General features: G+C 40.1%; 13 protein-coding genes. 11 read left to right on the top strand and 2 right to left on the bottom strand.

Annotated elements, in window-relative coordinates; translation table 11 throughout:
• Window positions 1-14 precede the first annotated feature (14 nt).
• Window positions 15-635 carry a trimeric intracellular cation channel family protein gene (locus tag B9N79_RS04350; protein ID WP_040056607.1) on the bottom strand — a complete coding sequence of 207 codons (621 nt, stop codon included), beginning with the start codon at window positions 633-635 and terminating at the stop codon, window positions 15-17.
• Between the two features lie 185 nt (window positions 636-820).
• Here B9N79_RS04350 and hflX point away from each other — a divergent pair, with 185 nt between their 5' ends.
• The 10 genes from hflX to B9N79_RS04400 all read left to right on the top strand — a co-directional run bounded on the left by hflX (window position 821) and on the right by B9N79_RS04400 (window position 12,642).
• The gene (hflX, locus tag B9N79_RS04355) at window positions 821-2,083 is read left to right on the top strand and encodes a GTPase HflX (protein ID WP_046217774.1); all 1,263 of its coding nucleotides are present in this window, start codon (window positions 821-823) and stop codon (window positions 2,081-2,083) included.
• 1 nt (window position 2,084) lies between these two features.
• The gene (locus tag B9N79_RS04360) at window positions 2,085-3,353 is read left to right on the top strand and encodes a methionine gamma-lyase family protein (protein WP_048896861.1); all 1,269 of its coding nucleotides are present in this window, start codon (window positions 2,085-2,087) and stop codon (window positions 3,351-3,353) included.
• A gap of 221 nt (window positions 3,354-3,574) precedes the next feature.
• Window positions 3,575-3,976, top strand: a complete 402-nt coding sequence (locus tag B9N79_RS04365) for a MerR family transcriptional regulator (RefSeq protein WP_019391935.1) — start codon at window positions 3,575-3,577, stop codon at window positions 3,974-3,976.
• Window positions 3,977-4,050: 74 nt separating this feature from the next.
• Window positions 4,051-5,385 carry a type I glutamate--ammonia ligase gene (gene glnA, locus B9N79_RS04370; RefSeq protein ID WP_040056604.1) on the top strand — a complete coding sequence of 445 codons (1,335 nt, stop codon included), beginning with the start codon at window positions 4,051-4,053 and terminating at the stop codon, window positions 5,383-5,385.
• Window positions 5,386-5,715: 330 nt separating this feature from the next.
• A complete protein-coding gene (locus B9N79_RS04375; protein ID WP_019391937.1) occupies window positions 5,716-7,089 on the top strand; it encodes a sigma-54 interaction domain-containing protein in 1,374 nt (457 codons plus the stop codon).
• 87 nt (window positions 7,090-7,176) lie between these two features.
• Entirely contained in the window at window positions 7,177-8,505 is a 1,329-nt protein-coding gene (locus B9N79_RS04380; RefSeq protein ID WP_085117743.1) for an aspartate aminotransferase family protein, read from the top strand.
• A gap of 135 nt (window positions 8,506-8,640) precedes the next feature.
• A complete protein-coding gene (locus B9N79_RS04385; protein WP_046217772.1) occupies window positions 8,641-10,032 on the top strand; it encodes a sodium:solute symporter family protein in 1,392 nt (463 codons plus the stop codon).
• A 92-nt stretch (window positions 10,033-10,124) separates the two neighbouring features.
• Window positions 10,125-11,129 (top strand): agmatinase, encoded by a 1,005-nt coding sequence (gene speB, locus B9N79_RS04390; protein ID WP_019391940.1) that lies wholly within the window; start codon window positions 10,125-10,127, stop codon window positions 11,127-11,129.
• A gap of 76 nt (window positions 11,130-11,205) precedes the next feature.
• A complete protein-coding gene (locus B9N79_RS04395) occupies window positions 11,206-11,967 on the top strand; it encodes a class II aldolase/adducin family protein (RefSeq protein ID WP_085117745.1) in 762 nt (253 codons plus the stop codon).
• 408 nt (window positions 11,968-12,375) lie between these two features.
• Complete coding sequence (locus B9N79_RS04400; protein WP_085117747.1) at window positions 12,376-12,642, top strand: hypothetical protein; 267 nt, start codon at window positions 12,376-12,378, stop codon at window positions 12,640-12,642.
• Window positions 12,643-12,696: 54 nt separating this feature from the next.
• Here B9N79_RS04400 and B9N79_RS04405 read toward each other — a convergent pair whose 3' ends face one another.
• Window positions 12,697-13,431 (bottom strand): glycoside hydrolase family 25 protein, encoded by a 735-nt coding sequence (locus B9N79_RS04405; RefSeq protein WP_085117749.1) that lies wholly within the window; start codon window positions 13,429-13,431, stop codon window positions 12,697-12,699.
• Window positions 13,432-13,661: 230 nt separating this feature from the next.
• On the opposite strand from B9N79_RS04405, the gene B9N79_RS04410 reads away from it, so the two are divergent.
• Window positions 13,662-14,483: an SGNH/GDSL hydrolase family protein gene (locus B9N79_RS04410; protein WP_167555096.1), complete on the top strand. Its 822-nt coding sequence runs from the start codon at window positions 13,662-13,664 to the stop codon at window positions 14,481-14,483.
• The last annotated feature ends 7 nt before the right edge of the window (window positions 14,484-14,490 follow it).

Consider the following 14,490-nt stretch of genomic DNA (forward strand, 5'->3'; position numbering starts at 1 on the left):
GACGACACCTTTTCTTACATTTCTGTTCCTCTTTCTTGGCGAAGCGACCTGAAAGGCAAACGCCATTTATAAAAAAGAGAGCACATCCGAAGCCCAACAATTCCAACAAGAAGAACATAGAGGCTGATGGGCGTTGTTGCAATGTTAAGCCCGATGAAAAGCGCAGCCATCACAGCCCACACTGCATAAATCTCATCATGCAGTACAAGCGGCTTTCGTCTTGCAAGCAGGTCACGCACAAGTCCGCCACCACATCCTGTTAAAACAGCGGCTACAATAACAGCGCTAAGCGGGTGGTTCATCTCTGTTGCATAAAGCGCGCCTTGAATGGCAAATGCGGCAAGCCCAATCGCGTCCGTTAAGTTTCCCCACTTGTGCCAGTGTTTTAATAAATGATTAGGAAATAAAAAGACCAGTGTAATCGAAATAAGCGCAATGTGGAAATACATGCTTTGATTCCAAAGCGTGGAAACCGGAACGCCGATTAGCACATTTCGGATGGCACCTCCACCAAATGCGGTAACAATCCCTAAAATATAAACGCCCAAAATATCATACTCTTCTTCCATGGCGATAATCGCGCCGCTGATTGCAAACGCAATTGTTCCAATGATGCTTAACACTTCCCACGTCACGCCAGACTCAACCCCCATAATTACGAAATCATTCAAATTGTATGCCGATTTCTCTATTTATTCAAGAGGATATCGGGTATTTTAAAATAAAACCTTTAAAAATTTTGTAAACTTCCACACCTTTTTGCTATGATAGGATTGATTTAGCAATTAGGTGAATATATGAGAAGAAAGTAGGAAAAAGTTTGCATACTTTACAACGAAACGAAAAGGAAAAAACTGTACTTGTTGGCTGTCAGCTTCCAGGAGATGACGAAGTTCGCTTCGGCCATTCGTTAGATGAGCTCGAGTCGTTAACAGAAACGGCTGGTGGAGAAGTAATTTTGACGCTAACGCAAAAGCGTGAACGAGTCCATCCTGCTACATATATCGGAAAAGGAAAGCTTGAAGAACTGCTCGCAGCTGTTGAAGAAACAGAGCCTGATCTTGTTGTATTCAATGACGAGCTTTCACCAAGTCAGCTTCGCAACTTAACAGACATGCTAAGCGTTCGGATTATTGACAGAACGCAGCTTATTTTAGATATCTTTGCACAGCGCGCCGCAACGAAAGAAGGACACCTGCAAGTTGAGCTTGCACAGCTCAACTATTTATTGCCTCGCTTGTCAGGGCAAGGTGTGAATTTATCTCGTCTTGGAGCCGGAATCGGAACGCGCGGACCTGGGGAAACAAAACTTGAAACAGACCGCCGTCATATTCGCGGCAGAATTCATGATTTAAAACAGCAGCTGAAAACAGTTGTCGAACACCGCAAGCGCTACAGAGCGCGCCGTAAGGAAAATCAGTCGATTCAAGTGTCGCTTGTTGGCTATACAAATGCAGGGAAGTCAACGCTTTTTAACAAGTTGACAAATGCAGGAACATTTGAGGAGAACCAGCTTTTTGCAACGCTTGATCCGCTAACGCGCAAAACGCAGCTTCCATCAGGACTTGATATTTTATTAACAGATACAGTTGGATTTATTCAAGACTTGCCAACAACGCTTGTTGCGGCTTTCCGTTCAACGCTTGAAGAAGTAACAGAAGCCGATTTTATCTTACACGTTGTGGACAGCTCAAATCCTGATTACACAACACACGAAAAAACGGTACATAAATTACTTGAAGAATTAAATGTTACAGACGTACCGATGTTAACCGTTTATAATAAGAAGGATGAAGTGGATCCGGAATTTATCCCGTCTACAACAGAGTCTTTATTAATCTCGGCGCTTGACGCTAAGGATATTGAAGAGCTGAAAGCGAAAACGAGCGATCTTATCAAATCTTCGATGGAGCACTATAATGTAGAGCTTTCGCCAAGCGAAGGAGAGTGGCTGTCAACTCTAAAACGCGACAGCATTTTGGAAGGTTTTCATTTTAATGAAGAAAAAGAAGTATATGAATGCAGCGGCTATATCGCAAAAACACATCCGCTGTATGAATCATTGAGGGAGCGAGAAAAGTAATATGTTAGAAAAGTTGTACGGAACAAAATTAGCACGCATTGCAGAAGAAGTAGAATCACTCATTAAGGAAAGACACGAGGAAGTAGATCTAGTTGCTCAATACAACCAGCATCGCGTGTTAAAAAGTTTCCGTGAGCATCAAATCGGCGACGTGCACTTTACGCCATCAACAGGATATGGTTATGACGATATTGGAAGAGATGCGCTTGAACGCGTTTATGCTGATGTGTTTGGAACAGATGCATCTCTTGTACGTCCGCAAATCATTTCAGGAACGCATGCCATTTCAACAGCACTTTTTGGCGTGCTTCGCCCAGGGGACGAGCTTTTATATATCACAGGAAAGCCGTACGATACGCTTGAAGAAATTGTGGGCATCAGAGGCAAAGAAGGCATTGGCTCGTTAAAAGACTTTAACATTGGCTATCATGCTGTTCCGCTAGGAGATGACGGAAACGTAGATTTCGAAGCTGTCAAAGAAAGCATGAATGAACGCACGAAGATGATTGGCATTCAGCGTTCGAAAGGATATGGCATTCGTCCGTCGTTTACGGTTGAACAAATTCGGGAAATGATTACTTTCGTCAAAAACATTAATCCAGAAGTTATTGTTTTTGTTGATAACTGCTACGGTGAATTTGTTGAAACAATGGAGCCATCACACGTTGGCGCAGACCTTATGGCAGGCTCGCTGATTAAAAACCCTGGCGGCGGTTTGGCGAAAATTGGCGGCTATATTGCCGGTCGTGGTGACCTTGTTGAGCTTTGCTCATACCGTATGACAGCACCAGGACTTGGCAGTGAAGCAGGTGCATCACTATACAGCCTTCAAGAAATGTATCAAGGCTTCTTTATGGCGCCGCACACTGTGGCGCAAGCATTAAAAGGGGCGATTTTTACATCTGCGCTTCTAGAACGTCTTGGCATGAATACAAGCCCCAAATGGCATGAAAGCCGCACAGATCTTATTCAATCTGTTCAGTTTGATGAGCGAGATAAAATGGTTGCTTTTTGCCAAGCGATTCAATATGCTTCACCAATTAATTCACATGTGACCCCGTACCCAAGCTATATGCCTGGCTATGAAGATGACGTGATTATGGCAGCTGGAACGTTCATCCAAGGAGCAAGCCTTGAATTAACGGCGGACGGACCGATTCGTCCTCCATTTGTAGCATATGTACAAGGCGGACTAACATATGAGCACGTCAAGATTGCGATTCTGTCCGCTGTAACGTCGCTAATCGAAAAAGAATTGTTAGCTTTGTAACGCTTTCATAAAAAAGTTTTAGTTAATATATACAAAAGAAAAATAAAGTGAATTGCTGATGATGACCCTTTGTTTATAGCGGCTCTAAGGCCCTAGAACAAAGGGAAAAAACACTGCGTCTGAAAATTCATAAAAAATAATGTTAGAAAAACTAACATATAATTGACACAGGAATTCACATGTTCTACAATAAGGGTAGTTAAGTAAAGGAGGAACGAAATATGGGTGATAATATTCGTCGAAACATGCCTTTATTTCCAATGAGTATCGTTATGAAATTGACAGAACTATCAGCAAGGCAAGTTCGTTACTATGAGGAACACGATCTTATTGCTCCTGCGAGAACAGAAGGAAATCGACGTCTTTTCACATTTAACGACGTTGATAAGCTTCTTGAAATCAAGGAACTAATTGAAAGAGGCGTCAATTTAGCTGGAATCAAGCAAATTTTCGAAGTTCAAAAGGAAAAAGGCAAGTATACAAAAACAGAAGTAAAAACGCCGGACCAAGAGATGAGCGAAGAAGAGCTTCGCAAACTATGGCGCTCTGAAATTACGCACCAAGCGGGAAGACAAAACCGCACAGCGTTAAATCAAGGGGATATGTCACGCTTTTTCCATTAATAATGTAAGGGTTACTTCATTTTGAAGTATTCTAAATAAATTACTAGTTTTAGTTATTCAGGGGAGGATAAATGATGGCAAAGTACACAAAAGAAGACATTTTCAAAATGGCGAACGAAGAGAACGTAAAATATATCCGCTTGCAGTTTACGGATATCCTAGGAACGATCAAAAACGTTGAAATTCCTTCAAGTCAGCTTGAAAAAGCACTTGATAACAAAATGATGTTCGACGGATCTTCAATTGAAGGATTTGTTCGTATTGAAGAATCTGATATGTACTTATATCCGGATCTTGACACATGGGTAGTGTTCCCATGGACGTCTGAAAAAGGAAAAGTAGCTCGTCTTATTTGTGACATCTACAATCCAGACGGCACTCCATTCGAAGGGGACCCTCGTAACAACTTGAAGCGCATCTTAAAAGAGATGGAAGAGCTAGGCTTCACAGATTTCAATCTTGGACCTGAGCCAGAATTCTTTTTATTCAAGTTAGATGAAAAGGGAGAGCCAACTCTTGAACTAAACGATAAAGGCGGATATTTTGACCTAGCACCAACAGACTTAGGTGAAAACTGCCGTCGTGATATCGTGCTTGAGCTTGAAGAAATGGGCTTTGAGGTTGAAGCATCTCACCATGAAGTTGCTCCTGGTCAGCACGAAATCGACTTCAAATATGCAAATGCCCTAAGAGCATGCGATGACATCCAAACGTTCAAGCTTGTTGTCAAAACAATCGCACGCAAACACGGACTTCACGCAACATTCATGCCAAAACCACTTTTCGGTGTTAACGGTTCTGGTATGCACTGTAACTTATCTCTATTCAATAATGGAGAAAACTCGTTCTTCGATAAAGATGCTGACCTTCAGCTAAGCGCCACAGCTCGTCAGTTTATCGCAGGAATTGTTAAGCACGCAACAAGCTTTACAGCTGTAACAAACCCAACAGTTAACTCATACAAACGTCTTGTACCTGGATATGAAGCACCATGTTATGTTGCTTGGTCTGCACAAAACCGCAGCCCATTAATCCGTATCCCAGCATCACGCGGTCTTAGCACACGTGTTGAAGTACGTAGCGTTGACCCTGCAGCAAACCCATACTTAGCAATTGCTGTTATGCTTGCAGCAGGTCTTGACGGAATTAAAAACAAACTAACTCCGCCAAAACCAATCGACCGCAATATCTACGTTATGAACAAGCCAGAGCGTGAAAAAGAAGGCATCTCAGACCTTCCAGCAACACTTGCTGCAGCGCTTGAAGAGCTTAAATCAAACGAAGTAATGGTTGATGCCCTAGGAAAACACTTATTCGAACACTTCATCGAAGCGAAAGAAATCGAGTGGGATATGTTCCGTACGCAAGTACATCCATGGGAACGTGACCAATATATGACGCTTTATTAAGAGATTAATAAAGTGATAGAACCCCTTGATACTAACAGTATCAAGGGGTTTTCTTATGGATGGTTTTCAGTTCAAAGTTTACTTAAAAGCATTATTTCAACAGTGAGGGTATAAAATGCACGTCACTAGGTAAAATAGGCAATTTTGGTCCGATTTAATCATGAAAGGACAACCGATTTGAAGAAATAGTTGTTGAGGTCACGTAGGCATGCTAATATTATTCAAAAATAAATAATTATTTATTTTTGAATTCCCTTTGTTTATAAGCATTGGAGGGAATATGTTTCAAAAATGAATAATTACAATAATTAATTTGAAAAGGTGTTGAACATGAAACAAACGGACTGGAACGAAAATGAATTAATTCTTAATTCTTTAAAAGATGATTTGCTCGTAACAAATCGGGATGGAATCATTGTAAGAGCCAGTAAAGGTTCAGGTGATATTTATAATGTTAATTCGGAGGAATTGTTAGGTAAGTCGGTTTATGAGTTAGAATTACAAGGCTTATTCACGCCCAATGTTACATCAATTATTTTGCGGGATAAAAAGAAAGTAACCTTGGTGCAAACGACCAAACAAGGGAAGAAATTATTAGTCACCGGAATCCCTGTCAAGGATTCAAAAGGAGAAATCGTACGAGTCGTCAGCTATTCTCACGATATCACGGAGTTAATAGAAGTTAAGAAATATTTAGATTCCATGGAAGATGAAATGGGACGCGTAAAAACGGAATTGGAAATGCTCAGAAACAAACATCTGCTGACAGAAGGACTAGTGGCAAAAAGTGAAAAAATGCAAAACGTTCTTTCGACAGCTGTACAAGTTTCAGATGTTGATGTAAATGTGCTACTCCTTGGTGAATCTGGGGTTGGAAAGTCTCATTTAGCTAAATTTATACATAATAAGAGTCCCAGAAACAACGGAGCTTTTATAGAAGTCAACTGTGGGGCTATTCCTGATCATTTATTTGAAGCTGAATTTTTTGGCTATGAAGCAGGGGCTTTTACAGGCGCTTCGCGTAATGGAAAAGTCGGGCTGGTAGAGCTAGCTGATAAGGGAACGTTATTTTTAGATGAAATAGGAGAACTTTCTCTTATACACCAAGTGAAAGTATTAAAATTCATTCAGGAGAAACAATTTTACCGAGTCGGAGGTAGAAAGCTGAAAAAGGTTGATTGCCGGCTTATCGCAGCAACGAACAAAGACTTGGAAAAAGGAGTGAGGGAAAAAGAGTTTAGGGAAGACCTTTATTTTCGTTTAAGTGTCGTTCCAATCACAATCCCTCCGTTGCGAGATCGACCAGAAGACATATTCCCGATTATTACCCATTTTCTTCAGCAATTCGAAAAAAAGTACAACAGAACAAAAGAGCTTGATGAAGCTGTTACTCATAGCTTATTGACACATGAATGGAAAGGAAACATCCGGGAATTAATTAATATGATTGAACGTTTAGTGGTAACTTCTCCTACCTCGTTAGTTACTGCAGAACACTTGCCGCAATCGTTAAGAAATCAAGAGACACAAGGAATCTTTCAACGGGCAGACGGTCTAATCCTTAAGGATGCATTAGAATATGTGGAAAAAGAAATGTTATTAAAAGCAAAAAAGCAAAATAGAACCACGATTGAAATGGCGAATGCTTTAGGGATCAGTCAGCCTTCAGTTGTAAGAAAATTAAAAAAATATAACATTCAATAACTTCTATTTGGCATGAATCTTGCAATAGAAAGGGTAGGTGTTTTTTAAAAAATTCACCTACCCTACATTTGTTTAAGGAGGCCTTTTATGACTGAACCATGGAATCACTTAATGGATCATTTATCCGATCTGCTTGCTCCAAGTATGGCAAAGGATCATCCGAATCTTCCAGTTGTTAAAGCAGAAGGTTGCTATTATTACGGATTGGATGGAAGAAAATATTTAGATTTTACTTCAGGTATCGCGACAGCAAATACAGGCCATCGACATCCCAAAGTGATACATGCGATTAAAGAGGCGGCTGATCATTTGATGCACGGGCCGTCTGGAGTAATTATGTATGAGTCCATCCTTAGATTGGCAGAAGAATTAAAAACGATACTCCCTAAAGGTCTTGACTGCTTTTTCTTTGCTAATAGCGGAACAGAAGCGATCGAAGGCGCCATTAAATTAGCAAAACATGTGACGAAAAGACCTTATGTTGTTTCATTCATGGGTTGTTTTCACGGTCGCTCACTAGGCGCATTGAGCGTGACAACTTCGAAAAGTAAATATCGCAAATTTTTACAGCCTACAGGGCTTGTTTATCAAGTTCCTTATGCCAATCCGAAGGAATGTCCAGTTCATGAAGATCCGGAAGAATACTTCAAGAAAAAACTAGAAAATGACTTTGACATCCTTTTTAAGCACCAAGTAACCCCAGAAGAAGTCGCCTGCATGATTATTGAACCTGTACTTGGAGAAGGCGGATATATCATCCCTCCAAAAGGATGGTTGGAAAAAATCCGGGAAGTTTGTGATGAGCATGGCATCCTGTTAATCTTTGATGAGGTTCAAACGGGATTTGGAAGAACGGGGGATTGGTTTGCATCTCAAACATTTGGTGTAACCCCTGATATTATGGCCATTGCAAAAGGAATAGCATCGGGGCTGCCGCTGAGTGCAACTGTTGCCTCTAAGGAACTTATGGAAAAGTGGCCAATTGGGAGCCATGGAACAACCTTTGGCGGAAACCCAATTGCTTGTTCAGCTGCACTAGCTACGATTGAAGTGTTAAAAGAAGAAAATCTGATTGCTAACTCCAAAATGATGGGCGATTATGCAACTAAGAAGCTTACTGAATTAAAAGCTCAGCATCCTATAATAGGCAGCATTCGTTCAGTAGGTCTTATGATTGGTATTGAAATTGTTGATCCATATACAGGAGAACCAGATGGATATACATTGTTGGAGATTCTTAACAAATGCTTGGAAAAAGGAGTTTTATTCTATTTATGTGGCAACAGCGGAGAGGTCATTCGTATGATTCCCCCTTTAACGGTAACCAAACAGGAAATTGATACAGGCATCCAAGTGTTGAATGAGGCAATAATAGAAGTCAAAAAAGTGGCGAACATTCAACCTACAAGCTTTTAAAGTGTTAACACGTTGGGATTCTACTTGTATGACAGCAGTGAGACTAGAATCACGAACGAACGTTGGCAGCGATAGTTTGTGAGTGCTTTTAAAATGTGAATGGATGTCATTAAGTTAAATGGAAGGGGGCAAATTATGAATTTATTGGATACAGTTGTTATGCTCATGTATTTTGCGGTTTTGATTATCGCTGGATTTATTGGCTCCATTAAGGCAAAATCTTCGGAAGACTTTATGCTTGCAGGAAGAAATTTAGGAATGTTTATGTATCTGGGATGTTTATCCGCAGTTATTCTTGGAGGAGCTTCGACCATCGGAACAGCTCAACTCGGGTATGAACACGGGATTTCAGGTATTTGGTTCGTAGCGATGATTGGTTTGGGTATTATTGCTCTGGGAACAATTTTCAACAAACGGATTTCCTCAATAAAAGTTACAACCATAAGTGAACTGCTAGGAAAAAAGTACAATAAAGAAACTAGATATGTCAGTGCCTTAATTGCTACCATTTACACCTTAATGATAACCGTAACTCAAGTGATTGGTATTGGCTCTATCATCAGTGTATTGTTGGATTGGAATTTTATTCTTTCTATGCTTGTCGGGGGCAGCATTGTTTTGCTTTATACCATCCTTGGAGGCATGTGGAGTGTCACATTGACGGACATTATTCAATTTGTTGTTATGACAATCGGAATATTCGTTTTTATGTTACCAATCAGCCTTTCGGAAGCTGGAGGGATGGGAAAGCTTTTTTCGGAACTTCCAGCCTCACATTTTAATGTATTATCTATCGGGATTGGAGATATCTTTCAATACTTCTTACTATTTACGCTAGGAATGGTAGTCTCTCAGGATATATGGCAACGTATCTTTACGGCTCGTTCTCCCTCCATTGCTAGGAAAGGATCGGTCTATGCCGGTCTTTACAGCATTATTTATGCAATTGCTGGAAGCATGATCGGAATGTGTGCAATGGTTTTATTACCAAACATGGGAAATACTCAAAATACCTTTGCGAATTTCGCTATCGAAGTACTTCCTCCAGGGGTATTAGGGTTCGTGCTTGCAAGTGTTTGTTCTGCTTTGATGTCAACTGCATCCGGAACCTTGCTTGCATCTTCAACTCTTATTACGAATGATTTTATTAAAGTTTTATATAAAAATAAATCAGAAAAGGAAATCATATTTATTTCCAGGATTACGACGTTATGCGTTGGTGTCGTAGCCATTACGCTTGCTATTTGGATCCAAGACGTATTAGTAGCACTAGATGTCGCCTACGCGATTCTATCAGGAGCGATTTTTGTACCCTTTGTAGCGGCGCTATTTTTGAAAAATGTCAAACCAAAATCAGGGTTTTACGCCATTATCGTCAGCACTATTGTCGTCATGTCAGGGCTAATGATAGAAGGTCTTTCATCTAAAAACCCGATTATATACGGTATGGTTAGCGGCATTGTCGTAATTGTTGGCTTTACATTGGTGACAGTGAATAAAAAATCTTATCAGCAAGTAAATAAATGAGACTCTACAAATTTTTAGTTCAAGGTGAAAGACAGATATTGTTACAGAACATGCATGATTGATAGCTAATTATATTCATAAGGAGGACAACCATGTATAAACCTAAAGATTCATCTAAATCACCGCGTTTTTGCGGCACACGTACATTTATGAGATTAGAACCAATAAGAACAACTGAAGATGTTGATTTTATTGTTGCAGGAGTACCATTCGATACCGCAGCCTCTAATAGGACTGGTCAGCGTCTTGGCCCGCAGCATATCCGGAATTTTTCAGTATTGCTACGCCCGTACAATCCTGATCAGGATATCAATATCTTCGATTATTGTTCGGGAGTCGACTACGGTGATATTGATGTCATTCCTGGCAACATTCATAGAACCTATGAAAATATTGAAGCAGAACTAGACACCATTCTTGAAAAAAGAATTACGCCAATTTTAATGGGCGGCGATCATTCCATATCGCTCGGTCATTTGAGAGCATTTGCTAAAAAGTATGGCCCTGTTGCCCTTGTTCACTTTGATTCTCATGGTGATACGTGGGACAACTATTATGGGGAAAAATATATGCACGGAACGCCGTTTCGCAGAGCTGTTGAAGAAGGACTGCTTGATGTAGCTCACTCGATCCAGGTAGGGATGCGGGGACCGCTTTATGGACCAGAAGACATTGAAGACGCAAAAGATCTTGGATTTGAAGTGATTACGATGAAAGAAGTAAGGAAAATTGGTTTCGACAATGTGATGAAGCGAATTCACGAAAGGGTAGGGGACAAACCGGTGTTTGTCTCATACGATATTGATTTTCTCGATCCTGCTTATGCGCCGGGGACGGGGACACCGGAAGTTGGGGGTCCTACTAGTTATGAAGGATTAGAGTTTGTAAGAGGGTTAGATGGCCTTAACTTGGTTGGTTTTGATTTAGTCGAAGTTCTACCTTCTTACGACAGCGGCGAAATTACTGCTGTTGCCGCATCTTCAATTATTTATGAAATGATTACGTTGATTGCTTTAAAGAAAAGAAACGAGAACTTACAGCAGAGCGGAATATCGCCGTATTCCACTGGTCAACTATCCCGTTCCAACGACCGGTAAACGCCCAATTGATTCAACGAACCTTCACGAAATTCACCTAATGGAAATTTTACTTATTTCTAGGAGGAGAAAAATAATGAATAATACAACTTATTTAAAGATCCCAACGTTTGAAACAGCAGCAGAAGAGCGCAGGCATCGCAAGGAACGGCTGGTTGCTGCTTTCCGTCTCTTTTCCAAATTCGGTTTTGATGAGGGGGTAGCAGGTCATATTACGGTACGAGATCCAGAATATACAGATCATTTTTGGGTCAATCCGTACGGGAAACATTTCAGCCAAGTTCGCGTATCTGACCTTTTGCTTGTCAACCATAAGGGAGAAATTGTAGAAGGCGATCAGCCTCTTAATGGCGCCGCCTTTGCTATTCATTCAGAAATCCATAATGCTCGACCGGATGTAGTAGCAGCGGCACATGCTCATTCGGTATACGGAAAAACATGGTCTACATTAGGTCGATTACTCGATCCGATTACCCAGGATGCTTGTCAATTTTATAATGACCATGGGTTATTCGATGATTTTACGGGTGTAGTTTATGCGGCTGAAGAGGGACAACGAATCGCAAAAGCTCTCGGTCATTATAAAGCGGTTATTTTGCGTAACCATGGATTATTAACAGTAGGACAATCCGTTGATTCCGCTGCTTGGTGGTTTATTACCATGGAACGTTCGTGCCAGGCCCAGTTAATGGCTGAAGCGGCTGGAAAACCAATTCTCATTGACAAAAAACACGCAACGTTAACCGCTGAACAGACGGGAACCGAATATGAAGGATGGCTAAGCTTTCAACCTCTTTGGGAGAAACTGCAAAAGGAACAGCCGGATTTCTTGGATTAATATCAAATCTATCTGCATGTCTTTATTAACCAAGGGGGTGAAGTTATTTTTGCTCCCCTAATTTTCCGGTATTCCTATAAGGGGAAAGATAGGATGAGAACGGATTTTCTCGAAACTTTAAATAGAGCAGTTTCGACAGAAGAAGTAAGTGAGAATGAAGCTTTAAAGGTTGGACTTAAGTAAAAGAACCCCTTGATAGAGTATCAAGGGGTTCTTTTATGTGAATGATGAAAAAACGTCATTGGACGAGCTTACTAGATTTTATGAACTATGTGATAGCTTGACATGAGCAGCATGAAAAAGACGTTGTGTAAATGATTATGTGAAAATAGATCAAGTTAACCATTTGCCTCATTTAGAATACATTAGGAGTAATCGTTAATAATTTATAAATGGGGTAGGTTTGGTATGATAAATAATAATCAGTCTACGGGTTCTACGCTAGAGACGGAAGAAATTAAACTAGCTTCTAGCCTTAAAATAGCATTACTTGCAGGTCTCTTCTCAACTGTAGGAGATGCCCTTGCCACATATGCAGCAAAACTTGCTATTGAAGAGGAAATAGAAGTCCAGGTTACACAACAACAAGAAATAGACGAAGAAGACGCGCGTATAAAAAGGTTAGAAAAGCAAATTCAAGATTTACATGAGAAGATCAATCAGTTATCTAAATAAAGCCTCTAATATTGAAGGGTACTTATTTAACAGTATCCTTTTTTATTTTATTAATCAGTATTTCTCAAACTCTTTTTCACTCCCGCGGAAGACATTAACATCAATAAACTTTTCTTCCCCATCATATCCCTCTAACTTCTCTCGATCTGTATATTGCCAAAACGTCCAGGTTCTCTTATCAGATAACGAAGGTTTTGTAAAAACGTCTCTTATCCATATATCACACTGTTCGAAACTATCCTTAATATACAAATCATAAGCCTCCCTTGTTGTGTAAAGAATAACAGGCTGTTTATAATGTTCTTGGAGTTTTTTTACCATTGTTCGAAGTTCTTTCTCGACTTCCCTGCGATCTGGAGGGTTCTTTTTTTTATCCCCATAAAATTCAACATCAATAACAGGAGGCAAGGACCCTTTCTCACGAGGCACTGTCTTAATAAAGTTTCGAGCTTGCGTTATACCAGGACTGTCAAAGCTGAAGAAGTGGTAGGCACCAGTTCGTAAGGTCGTCCGTTTCGCGTCTTTCCAATTGGTTTCAAAATATTGATCAACATGACTGCTGCCCTCAGTTGATTTAATAAAAGCGAAGTCCACGTCTTGCTTCGCTAATGTCTTCCAGTTGATTTCTCCTTGATAAGCAGAAACATCAACGCCCCTCACAGGATAATCCCTTGCGCCACGAGCGTTAGGAATGAAGATTCCTTGATACCATAAAAAAACGAGCAGTAGTGTTGCAATAATGATAAAAAGGAGGAGGGAAACGAATCGTTTTCGTTTTTTTGTGTTTATATCTTCAACTATTGTTCTTCACTCCAATCCATGAATTCTTTGTTTGCTTTCTTTTGGTAATGAATGCTAAGTAAGATATTACCACTATTCTAATTTTCTTGCTATTTTAATTACTAGAATGATTCTTGCTCTATTAAAATTCTCTCATTCCAAAATAAGAGAAAAAAATCCATTATTATGAAAATAGTGTATAATTAAACTTAATTTTGTAAAAAATGGAGGATATTAAAGTGGGGAGCTCAAAAACAAACCTGTTGATTTTTGTTCTTTTACTAGCTTTTATTGGTGTAATGGTGGCAGGGCAAATGAAAGAGAGAAACATTGCAAGAGAAGCAAGAGCAGGAAGTAGTCAAGAAGAGATTGACAAGGCAATGGCAGCACTTGTTGAGCAAGATACAGAAGAAAAACATCCTTACAAAAATGAGAAAGTGGATTTTAAAGGAGAAGAATTTACATACTCACCGCTTGGTTCTAGCTTAACAGCAGGCTACTATGCTTCAAAAGAAGACAAAAAGTTTGCAAGTGTGTTAAGTGATTATATCCAAGAAGAGATGAACTATAAAGTATCATTAGAAGGACAGGGAGCACATGAAGCATTGCTAATGCACGGTCTTGATGCTGTTCCAGAGATTAATAAGCAAGAGCCTGATCTTGTTTCAGTTGAATTTGGGACAAGCGACTGCAGTGCAAAAAACAATATCCCCCTTGACACGTTTCAAAAGCAGCTAGACCTTCTTGTTGATGACTTAACAGGAGAAGGAACTTCAAAACCTCAAGTTGTACTCCTGACAACATGGAGTGCTGGAGAGCGCTGCCAAGCTTTTGATGAGGCCATCAAAACAGTTGGAGAAGAGCACGATTTTCCTGTTGTTGATCTTTCTGAAGTTTGGAGAGACAGTTCAAATGTAGGAAGAAAAGGCGTCCAAACGTATAACGGCGTTAGTGATAACCTTTATCCAAATGATCAAGGAATGAAAGTAATTGCGGGCAAGATTTTTGAAGAGGTTGAAGGATCGTTGAAAGAGAGAGGTTTAAAGGTAACTGAAAGTTAAGTGTGAG

It is taken from the genome of Priestia filamentosa (genome assembly GCF_900177535.1).
Lineage (GTDB): Bacteria > Bacillota > Bacilli > Bacillales > Bacillaceae_H > Bacillus_I > Bacillus_I filamentosa.